Source organism: Nocardia sp. NPDC058114 (assembly GCF_042884695.1).
In the GTDB taxonomy this organism is placed as follows: domain Bacteria; phylum Actinomycetota; class Actinomycetes; order Mycobacteriales; family Mycobacteriaceae; genus Nocardia.
In genome coordinates this window covers 67,321-78,410 of record NZ_JBHVTK010000016.1, presented here as the reverse complement: position 1 = coordinate 78,410, position 11,090 = coordinate 67,321, and the positions used below count along the sequence as shown (strand labels likewise).

Sequence of the window (11,090 nt, the reverse complement as noted above, 5' to 3'; positions counted from 1 at the left end):
GGTTAGCCACCGGGGCTTGCTCCTTCGTCGCCTACGCCCCGGCGGCTAACCGGCGGCCCGGCCGCGACCGGCCACTTCGTGGCCGCTGCTCCCTAGGGGTCGCAGGTGGTGTGTGGGAGTGCGGTCATGGCGGGTCTGGGGTTTGGGCGGTGTGGGTTAGCTGGCTACCGGGGGATCTTCGGCGTTCAGTGCGGCCAGTAAACGGGCGCGCAGGGACGGTGGCGGTGGGGTGGGGGTTGTGGACGCGAGCTGGGCGAGAGCTTCGCGGGTATCGCGAACCTCTCGCAGGAACTGCGTACACAGGATGGAGTCTTCGGTATCGATGATGGTCTGGATCGCGTGATGGTCTTCGTCGTCGATCAATCCGAGCGCGACGGTGTGCGCGAGATCGATCTGGGCTTCGTTCATCTCACGTCACCCCCAAACTTTTCTTCAGTCGTGTCAATCCGTCCCGAATTCGGGACTTAACGGTCGGTAACCCGATGCCGAGGTATGTCGCTACCTCCGCGTAGGTCCGCCCGCCGTAGTAGGCGAGCGAGATCGCCTCGCGCTGGGTCTCGGTGAGGGTCGAGAGTCCGCGCTGGACGGCCTGTTGTTCTAGTCTGCGTTCCACCTCCTCGGTGACCTCGTCGAATTCGTGTCCGAGCACCCGTATCCCGTACGCGACCTCGCGCTGGGTGTGGGCTTGCTCGGCGCGAACCCGGTCGACCGCGCGCCGGTGTGCCAACGTCATCAGCCAGGTCACCGCCGACCCCTTGGCGGGGTCGAAACTCGTAGCGGTACGCCAGATCTGGAGATAGACCTCCTGAGTGGTCTCCTCCGCGTACCCGGGGTCGTGGAGCACCCGCAGGACCAGGCCGAAAACGCGCGCGGACGTTCGGTCGTACAGCTCGGCAAAGGCCTGCTGGTCGGACAGACCGCATCGTTCCAGCAGTGCAGCTAGCTCGACTCCTTCGGCCGCGCGTGCGGTAACCGCAGAATCCACGCTCGGTGGAAAGGCTTCGCTTCGGAACCCATTCTGTGTCATCGGTCACGAATGTAGCCCGAGGCTATGACCTCCTCGCGACCGGGGGTGCCCTTTATTCGGGTGCCAGCTGTTTGCTAGAGATTCGGCGCGCCACGGCCAGCGGATTGGAACAGATTTGCCAACCCGGCCAGACGGGTCCGGTTGACCTCAGACGGCCATCCGTCGCCGGTTGCGGCGGGCGTGCATCTCGCGTTCGGTCTCGGACATGCCGCCCCAGATGCCATAGGGCTCGCTGACCTTGAGGGCATGGGTGCGGCATTGCATCAGCACGGGGCAGGCCCGGCAGATCTCCTTGGCGCGCATCTCGCGCGCTGTGCGGGCGCGGCCGCGTTCGCCGTCGGGGTGGAAGAAGACCGCGGAGTCCTGACCGCGGCACGAGCCGCGCATCTGCCAGTCCCAGACATCGGCGTTCGGTCCGGGAAGGTGGGTGGGCATGGGCATGTGAACTCCTTGAGGCGCGAGCTCGTCAGCGTTGTCGAGCGAGTGGTGCGGCAGGTCTTCGCGCCACCCGGTGGGGGTGGCCGGCTCGACGGTGCCTGACGGTGCCGCTCGGAGGTCGCTGCGATTTCGCGCGGCGCCAACCGTGGCGATGAGCTACGTTAGGTGCAGGCGGGAATTTCCGTCAATAGTTCGGCGCATGAGTTCAGTAAATCTGCAACGCTGAAATTTAACCTACTCACTATTTACATTTCACACCCGATCCCTCCATACTGTTTGGTTGGCTATGGATCGGGTGTCTTCGCGTTTCCGAGACATCCCATATTTTCCCAGGTCGCGCCGGTCGGGGCCTGGTTCGTGCCGGTGACGGCCAGGGTGGCTGGGTGTGCTGGATCACAACGGCCTCCGCGCCCGGACTGCGTGCAGATGGCGAAAACGGGGCGTGAAGGTTAATTGCGCGAAACGCATGTGAATTCGAGACTTTCCGGTAGTGGCATCGGGGAGCGGAGATTTACCTGATGGCAACATCGACACTCGAGCGAAATGCTGATTGTTTGCTGATTGCCCCTCGTCGATCCATAACATGGGCGCTGCCCGGGGCGGGTGGCGGCTAGAGTCTCGTCGTGCAGACAATGGCCTCACCCGCGGATATCGGTTCCGAAATACTCGTTTCGACTGCTTTCGGGCCCACTCCCGGCCTGGCCGCTACGGAGTTGCCGGAGCCGGCGGACCCGTTGTCGCGGTGGTACCGCGCGGTCGCGCTCGGCGGCCAGGGCCGCTATGCCGCCGCCCGTGCCGACCTGCTGATATCGGCCAGAACCGCGACCGATCCCGGCCTGAGATCCCTCGTCGAGAGCACCCGTGGATCGCTGCTGCGCCAGCTCGGCGATCACGCGGGTGCGGCAGCGTTCGACGGTCGCGCCGCGGCGATCGCACTCGGCGCTACCGGAGCGTCGCGCGCCGAGGCGCTCGCCGACGCGTATACGGGCCTGGCCGCCGATGCCCTCGGCACCGGTCGACTCGCGCTGGCCCGCACACTGCTCGGCCGGGTGCGGCCACTGCTCGCCGCGGCACCTCCGCGAGCCGAGGTGCGCTGGCACTGGGTGCGCGCCGAGACCGCGCTCGCCGCCGGTGAAGCGGACGCAGCGCTCCGCGACGCGGTCGCGGCGGTCGAACTCGCCGGGGCGCTTCCCTCTGTGCGTCACCAGGTGAAATCGGCGCTGCTCGTGGCGGCCGCGACAGCCGCCACAGGCGACCTCTCCGGGTCCGCCGAACTGGCCGTGCGAGTCGACGCGGACTGCCGCGAAAACGGCCTTCTCCCACTGCGCTGGGCCACCGCGATGCTGCGCTCGGGAGTCGCCGAACCGGCTCCGGCGCGCGCCGCGGCGGGCGAAGCCGCAGATCATGGCGCCCGTCTACGGGCCTGGGGTGGGGACATCGCCACGCTGGGTGCCTGATTCGCTCCGGATGATCTTTCTGAGAGCACGGTTAGAAGCGGCCACGCCCGCTGGCGGCCGATCCGGGGGTCGCTATTGTTAGTGCCGTTCCGCCATTTCGGTGGAAGCTCGGTCACATTCGACCGCGCCACTCGTAACGCCAGGAAAATCTCTGACGATGACGCATATGGGCGAAGAGTTGGACCTCGCCGTCGCTGCGGCTGCGCAGGGCGACAGGACCGCTTTAGCTCGGGTATTGGAACTGGTCCGTCCCTTGGTGGTTCGCTACTGCAGGGCCAGGATCGGAGCCGCGGAGCGCGGACAGCTCTCCGCGGACGATGTTGCGCAAGAGGTCTGTTTGGCTGTGATGACCGCCCTGCCCCGCTATCAGGATCAGGGTCGGCCCTTCATGGCCTTCGTGTACGGAATCGCTTCGCACAAGGTCGCCGACGCCCATCGCAACGCCGCCCGTAACAAGGCGGAGGCGATGGCCGAAGTACCAGATGTCATATCCACCGACCACGGGCCGGAACAGCGGGCTCTCGACTCGGAGACGAGCAGGCAGATGAACACTCTGCTGGCCACGCTCCCCGAGAAGCATCGAGAAATCCTGATCCTGCGTTTGGTCATGGGTCTGTCAGCAGAGGAAACCGCAGTCGCCGTGGGCAGCACGGCGGGGGCGATACGGGTTGCCCAGCACAGGGCACTCGCGAAACTGAAGTCACAAGTGGCGAGGGCAGGTGAAATGTATGGCTAGGGATGGCGAGCGCGGTCTAGGCGACCGGAAAGTTTGGCAGCGCGGATCGCACGACAGCGGTCCCTACGCCGCCGAGGATGCCGGTGACTCCGGACCGGTCGACATTGCGGCGGTGCGCAGCGATGATGCGCTGATCGACGCGATCGCGAGCGATGGTCCGGTCCGCACCGACAGTCCCGAAGAGTTCCAGCTGGCGTCGTTACTCGCGGATTGGCGGGCCGACCTACTGGCCGAGCCGATGCCCGCGGGCCCTGATCTCGACACCGTGTTCGCGGCCGTCAATCAGGAGATCGGCGCGCGGCAGGTTCGAGTCGGAGCTTCCTCGCGCGGACGTCTACGACTGGTCCGCCCGATTTTCGGGGCAGCGGCGGCACTGGCGCTGGTGTTCGGCGGTATCACGGCCTTCGCTTACAGCGCGGCTCCCGGCGATCCGCTGTGGCGGGTCAAGGAGGTCGTGTTCAGCGAGCAGGCACAGTCCACCGTCGTACAGTACGCCGACGAAGATCTGCTGGCCGCACAGAACCTGCTCACCTCGGGCAATCCGGAACAGGCGAAGGCCAGGCTGGAACAGGCTTCGGCCAACGCGGGCCAGGTCGACGATCCGGCCAAGCGTGACGATCTGATCGCGCGCTGGAACCTGCTGCGAGATCAGCTGATCAAGGTCGCCCCGGAGATCGGCGCGCAACTGCCGCCGACCACCACCGCGCCGACCAAGCCCAGCTCGCCCGTTCAGGTCCCGCCGACGACGAATCCGGGTACCACCGCGCCGGTGGCGCCAACCGCTCCAGGAGCGGGTACCACCGATCCGTCGACACCGCCGCCGGTCATCATGCAGACCCCGGGCCCGGGCCCTGGCCCGGAAACCAAGCCGCTGGTTCCGGTCGAGCCGTCGCAGCCGCCGGTCGAGCCGACACAACCGCCGGTGACCCCGCCGGTGACTGTCGACCCGACCACACCACCCACCACCATCGTCGAATCACCGCCGGTCGTCACTGTGCCGACGACGGTGGTCCCGACGTCCGCACCGCTGCCGAGCTTGCCGCCCACGCAGCAGGTGCCTCCGCCGGCGACCATCCTGCAGTCGCCGCCCGCGGTGCCCTCGCCGTAGCAGCACGATGAATTGAACTAAAGACGAAGGCCCCGAACAGGTTCGGGGCCTTCGTCTTGTGCTGGGGCATTTCCGGTGTGGGCCCGCGTATTCCCCCCACGCACGCGTGACCGAGAGTGGAGGAGGGCAGGCGCCGCGACGGACTCAGCTGTGCCGAGTCGGCGGGGAGCTCAGTTGTCGAACCCGTCGAACCCGTCGCCGTGGAACGCCTCGTTCATCGACGCGTCCGCGTAGCCGCGGCAGTAGTCCCACGTGACGTAAGCCTCGGGGGTGGGGTCGTAGGCGGGTTCGTGTGGACGGACAGTGCCGTCGACCAGTAGCTGTAGGAGGTTCGCCCGCAGCATGTCCCAGTCGTGGTAGTGATCTTGCCGACAATCCTCACAGCTGACGACCAGACCGCGGATACCGCGGTGGGCCAGCAGGGCTTCGTATACGGCGAGGTCTGCGAGATCTTCCTCGACCGCGAGGCGCTCATGAGGATCCAACGGCTCACCGGGCTCGATCGCATCGAGCGCGGCGGACGGGTCGGAGGGGTCTCCGGCGAAGGGATCCGGCGGCAGGCCAGGTGGTAGATGGTCACGCACATCCCCACGGTACGCAGTACTTGGTGCATCGCGCCAGCGATGCACCGGGCAAGTTTTGCGGAAGGGCTCACTTCACAGGCGTCTCCGGGCGCCGGATACCATGGAATACAGGCGTCGGCGACTTTGTTCCAGCCGACCATCCGAAAGTTTTTTCCGCTCGAGCACCGACGCACTGTGTCTACCGCGTCGGTAGCTATGACGACCAGGAGGGGTCGATCCGAATGAGTAATCCCGTGTCGGGCGAACGAATCGCGGTGCGCCCTCCTACGGGGGGCGACGATCCGACCAAGATCGCCATGCTCGGCCTCACGTTCGACGACGTGCTGTTGCTGCCTGCCGCCTCGGATCTCATCCCCAGCTCGGTCGAGACTTCCAGCAAGCTGACCAGGGACATCACCCTGCGCACGCCGCTGGTGAGCTCGGCCATGGACACCGTCACCGAGGCGCGCATGGCCATCGCCATGGCGCGTGCGGGCGGTATGGGTGTGCTGCACCGCAACCTCTCGGCCGCCGATCAGGCCGCCCAGGTGGAGACGGTGAAGCGCTCCGAGGCGGGCATGGTGACCGACCCGGTCACCTGTCGTCCCACCGATACCCTCGCCGAGGTCGACGCCATGTGCGCCCGCTTCCGCATCTCGGGTCTGCCGGTGGTCGACGAGACCGGCGCGCTGGTGGGCATCATCACCAACCGCGACATGCGCTTCGAGGTCGATCAGGACCGCCGCGTGGACGAGGTGATGACCAAGGCGCCGCTGATCACCGCCCGTGAGGGTGTCACCGCCGAGGCCGCGCTGGGGCTGCTGCGTCGCCACAAGATCGAGAAGCTACCGATCGTCGACGGCAACGGCAGGCTGCGCGGGCTGATCACGGTCAAGGACTTCGTCAAGACCGATCAGTACCCCAACGCCACCAAGGACCGCGACGGCCGCCTGCTGGTGGGCGCCGCGATCGGTGTCGGTGAGGATTCCTGGTCGCGGGCCATGACGCTGGCCGACGCCGGGGTCGACGTGCTGATCGTCGACACCGCGCACGGCCACCAGTCGCAGGTGCTGCAGATGGTCGCCAAGGTCAAGGCCGAGGTCGGTGACCGGATCCAGATCGTCGGCGGCAATGTCGCCACGCGTGCCGGTGCCGCCGCGCTCGTCGAGGCGGGCGTCGACGCGGTGAAGGTGGGTGTGGGCCCCGGCTCCATCTGCACCACTCGTGTGGTCGCCGGTGTCGGCGCGCCGCAGATCACCGCGATCCTCGAAGCCGTTGCCGCGTGCAAGGCCGCAGGCGTGCCGGTGATCGCCGACGGTGGCGTGCAGTACTCCGGCGACGTCGCCAAGGCGATCGCCGCGGGTGCGTCCACGGTGATGCTCGGCTCGCTGCTCGCGGGCACCGCCGAGTCGCCCGGCGACCTGGTGCTGGTGAACGGCAAGCAGTTCAAGGCCTACCGTGGCATGGGCTCGCTCGGTGCGATGCAGGGCCGCGGCCAGGCCAAGTCGTACTCCAAGGACCGCTACTTCCAGGACGACGTGCTCGCCGAGGACAAGCTCGTCCCCGAGGGCATCGAAGGCCGCGTTCCGTTCCGCGGCCCGGTCAACCAGGTGATCCACCAGCTCGTCGGCGGCCTGCGTGCCGCGATGGGCTACACCGGTTCGCAGAACATCGAGCACCTCCAGGGCGCGCAGTTCGTGCAGATCACCGCGGCGGGCCTCAAGGAGAGCCACCCGCACGACATCACGATGACCGTCGAGGCCCCGAACTACACCGGGCGCGGCTGAGTACAATAGATGCGTTTGTGCGCCGGGAGGTACGCTCCCGGCGCACAAGGGCAATGCAGGCAGGCTCCGAGTCCGCCGTCTACCGGCACTCCCGGCCCCGCACGACCCGACCTCGAGGAGGGTCCGCCGCGCAGCGGCGGTTCGCGGCCGGGTCGCCGGCCAGGCGCCGCCGCGTAGGCGACGAAGGAGCAAGCGGCGGTGCCTGACCGGCGGCCCGTGGTGGCCGCGAACTCGAGCGCGCCAGCGCTCCAAAAACACAGGAGCAACTGTGCGTGACATGGTCGAAATCGGTATGGGACGGGTCGCTCGTCGGACCTATGAGCTCGACGACGTCGATATCGTGCCCTCGCGGCGGACGCGTTCGTCGAAGCTGGTCTCGCTGGCGTGGCAGCTCGATGCCTACCGTTTCGAGATCCCGGTGCTCGCGCACCCCACCGACGCGCTGGTCTCGCCCGAGTTCGCGATCGAGCTCGGGCGCCAGGGTGGCCTCGGTGTGATCAACGGTGAAGGCCTCTGGGCCCGCCACGCCGACGTGCAGGCCAAGATCGACCAGCTGCTCGATCTGGTCGACAAGGGGGGTTACGAAAAGGCCATCTCGCTGCTGCAGGAATTGCACGCCGCGCCGATGCAGCCCGACCTGCTGGCCGCCGCTGTCGCGCAGGTCCGGGCGGCCGGGGTGACCACCTCGGTGCGCGTGAGCCCGCAGAACGCCCGCGCGCTGACCCCGGCGCTGCTCCAGGCCGGTATCGACCTGCTGGTCGTGCAGGGCACCATCATCTCCGCCGAGCACGTGGGTGGCGAGGAGCCGCTCAACCTCAAGACCTTCATCGCCGAGCTGGATGTGCCGGTCGTGGCCGGTGGCGTGAGCGATCACCGCACCGCGCTGCACCTGATGCGCACCGGCGCGGCGGGTGTCATCGTCGGCTACGGCTCGTTCCCGGGTGCCACCACCACCGGCGAGGTGCTCGGCATCGGCGTGCCGATGGCGACCGCGATCGCCGACGCGGCCGCGGCCCGTCGCGATTACCTCGACGAGACCGGCGGCCGGTACGTACACGTCATCGCCGACGGTGACGTGGCCACCTCGGGTCAGCTGGCCAAGGCCATCGCCTGTGGCGCCGACGCTGTGATGCTCGGTGTGCCGCTGTCGGCGTCGGCGGAGGCGCCCGGTCGCGGGTGGTACTGGCCCTCGGCGACCGCGCACCCCTCGGTGCCGCGCGGTTCGTTCCTGCCGGTCGACGAGGCCTGGCTGGACGGCCCCGACGGCGCGGCGGCCCGTCCGAGCCTCGAGCGCGTGCTCTACGGCCCCTCCGACGACCCGTTCGGCTCGCTGAACCTGGTCGGTGGCCTTCGCCGTTCGATGGCCAAGGCCGGCTACTCCGACCTCAAGGAATTCCAGAAGGTCGGGCTCAGCGTCCGCTGACAGGCCGCCCGCGCTGACGAACGTGGGTCAGTGAGACCCGATCCCGCAGGAACCGGGAGATCGCGGTATTGACCGGTTCCGGGTGCGTCATCGTGACGGCGAGACGGGCGCCATCGATCTCCACGAAGGTGGAGGCGGTGAGCCCGTCCGCCAGCGTGCGGGCCCGGTCGCCCGCGATGCCGCTCTGCGTGGCGTGGATGATCAGTGCCGGGCAGGTGATCTCGCGTAGTCGGTCGAGTACCGAGTCGCGTCCGAGTAGGCAGCCGACGGCGGCGTCGAGCCCGCTGTGGGCGTCGCCGACCCAGCGGCGGGTCCAGATGTCGCGGTACCAGGTGTCGTCGCCGATGAGCCAGTCGGCCAGTCGGCCCGCGGCTTCCTCGCGGGAGCTGCGGTCGTGCCACTCGTCGAGGAATCGCTGGGTGGCGGTCGACTGGTCGAGGGTCGGCCCGTGCGCCTCGGTGCTGATCAAGATCAGCGCGGCGACCCGTTCGGGTGCGACCAACGCGGTCCGCAATGCTGTGAAGCCCCCTTGCGCCGTCCCGCCGACGATCGCGCGTTCGACGCCGATCGAGTCGAGCACCGTCAGCGCGTCCCTGGCCGCGGTCCAGTAGGTGAAGGGCAACCGCTGGTCTCTGGTGCGGCCGTGACCGCGCGCGTCCCAGGCGACGATCCGGAATTCGGGTGCGAGCGCGGCCTGCTGCGAGGCGAACATCGTGCGATCCATGAAGAATTCGTGGGCGAGCAACACCACCGGACCGGTGCCACCGCTGTCCTCGTAGTAGATGTCGGCATCGATCGCGCGGGCGAATGGCACGAGCACGAGGATAGCCAGAGCCGCCGCGCCACGCCCAAGAATGGGGGCGCGTCGTGCACAGTCACTACGGCGAGTCCGGCCTCCGGCGATGCCCGCTGCTTGCTCGTCGCACCCCGTCACTAAACTGTGGCGGTGGCAGATACTCAGAGACCGGTCCTCGTCGTCGACTTCGGCGCGCAGTACGCCCAGCTGATCGCCCGACGGGTGCGTGAGTCACGGGTGTTCTCCGAGGTGATTCCTCACACGATGACCGTGGAAGAGATCGCCGACAAGCAGCCGCTGGCCGTGATCCTGTCCGGTGGTCCGTCGAGTGTGTATGCCGAGGGCGCACCGCAACTCGACGCGCGGCTGTTCGATCTCGGCGTGCCCGTGTTCGGCATCTGCTACGGCTTCCAGGCCATGGCACAGGCGCTCGGCGGCACCGTATCGGAAACCGGCACCCGCGAATACGGTCGCACCGAGCTGAACATCGACGGCGGTGTGCTGCACGGCGGCCTGCCGACCATCCAGCCGGTGTGGATGTCGCACGGTGACGCGGTGACCGACGCCCCCGAGGGCTTCGAGGTCACCGGTACCACCGCGGGCGCCCCCGTGGCCGCGTTCGAGGACCGTGCGCGGCGCCTGGCCGGCGTGCAGTATCACCCCGAGGTGCTGCACTCCCCGCACGGCCAGCAGGTGCTCAGCCGCTTCCTGCACGAGCTCGCGGGCATCCCCGCGCAGTGGACCCCGGCCAATATCGCCGAGTCGCTGATCGAGAGCGTGCGCGAGCAGATCGGTGACGGGCACGCCATCTGTGGCCTGTCCGGCGGTGTCGACTCCGCCGTGGCGGCCGCGCTGGTGCAGCGCGCGATCGGCGACCGGCTCACCTGTGTGTTCGTCGACCACGGTCTGCTGCGGGCCGGCGAGCGCGAGCAGGTCCAGCAGGACTTCGTCGCCGCGACCGGCGCCAAGCTGGTGACCGTCGACGCGGTGGACAAGTTCCTCGGCGAGCTGAAGGGCGTCTCCGATCCCGAGGAGAAGCGCAAGATCATCGGCCGCGAGTTCATCCGCTCCTTCGAGGACGCGGTCGCGGGCATCGTGCTCGAGGAGGGCGCTGCCGCGGGTGCCGCACCGAAGGTCGAATTCCTGGTCCAGGGCACCCTGTACCCGGACGTCGTCGAATCCGGCGGCGGCACCGGCACCGCGAACATCAAGAGCCACCACAATGTCGGTGGCCTGCCCGACGACCTCGAGTTCGATCTGGTCGAGCCGCTGCGCCTGCTGTTCAAGGACGAGGTCCGCGCGGTCGGCCGTGAACTCGGGCTGCCCGAGGAAATCGTTGCACGCCAGCCGTTCCCGGGCCCCGGCCTCGCGATCCGCATCGTCGGCGAGGTGACCGCCGACCGGCTCGATCTGCTCCGCCAGGCCGACGCCATCGCCCGCGAGGAGCTCACCGCGGCCGGCCTGGACAAGCAGATCTGGCAGTGCCCGGTCGTGCTGCTGGCCGACGTGCGTTCGGTCGGTGTGCAGGGCGACGGCCGCACCTACGGTCACCCGATCGTGCTGCGTCCGGTGTCGAGCGAGGACGCGATGACCGCGGACTGGACCCGGCTGCCCTACGACGTGCTGGAAAGGATCTCGACGCGCATCACCAACGAGGTGGCCGAGGTCAACCGCGTGGTCCTCGACGTGACGAGCAAGCCGCCGGGCACCATCGAGTGGGAGTGAACTAGGCCGGCCGCGGCGGCGCCGCCTGGG

11 protein-coding genes are annotated in these 11,090 nt (G+C 68.2%); 6 read left to right on the top strand and 5 right to left on the bottom strand.

Features of this window, described 5'->3' with window-relative positions:
- Positions 1-156: 156 nt before the first annotated feature.
- The 3 genes from ACFVVI_RS33810 to ACFVVI_RS33800 form a co-directional block, all read right to left on the bottom strand.
- The gene (locus tag ACFVVI_RS33810; RefSeq protein WP_387448837.1) at positions 157-408 is read right to left on the bottom strand and encodes a hypothetical protein; all 252 of its coding nucleotides are present in this window, start codon (positions 406-408) and stop codon (positions 157-159) included.
- 1 nt (position 409) lies between these two features.
- A complete protein-coding gene (locus tag ACFVVI_RS33805) occupies positions 410-1,027 on the bottom strand; it encodes a sigma-70 family RNA polymerase sigma factor (protein ID WP_378635331.1) in 618 nt (205 codons plus the stop codon).
- Positions 1,028-1,174: 147 nt separating this feature from the next.
- Positions 1,175-1,468 (bottom strand): WhiB family transcriptional regulator, encoded by a 294-nt coding sequence (locus tag ACFVVI_RS33800; RefSeq protein ID WP_022567299.1) that lies wholly within the window; start codon positions 1,466-1,468, stop codon positions 1,175-1,177.
- Between the two features lie 629 nt (positions 1,469-2,097).
- Here ACFVVI_RS33800 and ACFVVI_RS33795 point away from each other — a divergent pair.
- The 3 genes from ACFVVI_RS33795 to ACFVVI_RS33785 all read left to right on the top strand — a co-directional run bounded on the left by ACFVVI_RS33795 (position 2,098) and on the right by ACFVVI_RS33785 (position 4,766).
- Positions 2,098-2,922, top strand: a complete 825-nt coding sequence (locus ACFVVI_RS33795; protein WP_387448847.1) for a hypothetical protein — start codon at positions 2,098-2,100, stop codon at positions 2,920-2,922.
- A gap of 157 nt (positions 2,923-3,079) precedes the next feature.
- The gene (locus ACFVVI_RS33790) at positions 3,080-3,658 is read left to right on the top strand and encodes a sigma-70 family RNA polymerase sigma factor (RefSeq protein WP_056818204.1); all 579 of its coding nucleotides are present in this window, start codon (positions 3,080-3,082) and stop codon (positions 3,656-3,658) included.
- Positions 3,651-4,766 carry an anti-sigma-D factor RsdA gene (locus tag ACFVVI_RS33785; protein WP_378996930.1) on the top strand — a complete coding sequence of 372 codons (1,116 nt, stop codon included), beginning with the start codon at positions 3,651-3,653 and terminating at the stop codon, positions 4,764-4,766. Before ACFVVI_RS33790 ends, ACFVVI_RS33785 begins: the two co-directional genes overlap by 8 nt.
- Positions 4,767-4,936: 170 nt before the next feature.
- Here ACFVVI_RS33785 and ACFVVI_RS33780 read toward each other — a convergent pair whose 3' ends face one another.
- The gene (locus ACFVVI_RS33780) at positions 4,937-5,350 is read right to left on the bottom strand and encodes a DUF5319 domain-containing protein (RefSeq protein ID WP_022567296.1); all 414 of its coding nucleotides are present in this window, start codon (positions 5,348-5,350) and stop codon (positions 4,937-4,939) included.
- Between the two features lie 221 nt (positions 5,351-5,571).
- On the opposite strand from ACFVVI_RS33780, the gene guaB reads away from it, so the two are divergent.
- Positions 5,572-7,116, top strand: coding sequence for an IMP dehydrogenase (gene guaB, locus ACFVVI_RS33775; protein WP_378635339.1), 1,545 nt, complete (start codon positions 5,572-5,574; stop codon positions 7,114-7,116).
- Between the two features lie 268 nt (positions 7,117-7,384).
- Complete coding sequence (locus ACFVVI_RS33770; RefSeq protein WP_378996870.1) at positions 7,385-8,539, top strand: GuaB3 family IMP dehydrogenase-related protein; 1,155 nt, start codon at positions 7,385-7,387, stop codon at positions 8,537-8,539.
- On the opposite strand, the gene ACFVVI_RS33765 is transcribed toward ACFVVI_RS33770, so the two are convergent.
- Positions 8,526-9,353: an alpha/beta fold hydrolase gene (locus tag ACFVVI_RS33765; RefSeq protein ID WP_378996868.1), complete on the bottom strand. Its 828-nt coding sequence runs from the start codon at positions 9,351-9,353 to the stop codon at positions 8,526-8,528. The two genes, ACFVVI_RS33770 and ACFVVI_RS33765, sit on opposite strands and share 14 nt — an antisense overlap.
- Before the next feature lie 132 nt (positions 9,354-9,485).
- Here ACFVVI_RS33765 and guaA point away from each other — a divergent pair, with 132 nt between their 5' ends.
- Positions 9,486-11,060 (top strand): glutamine-hydrolyzing GMP synthase, encoded by a 1,575-nt coding sequence (gene guaA / locus ACFVVI_RS33760; RefSeq protein WP_378996866.1) that lies wholly within the window; start codon positions 9,486-9,488, stop codon positions 11,058-11,060.
- The last annotated feature ends 30 nt before the right edge of the window (positions 11,061-11,090 follow it).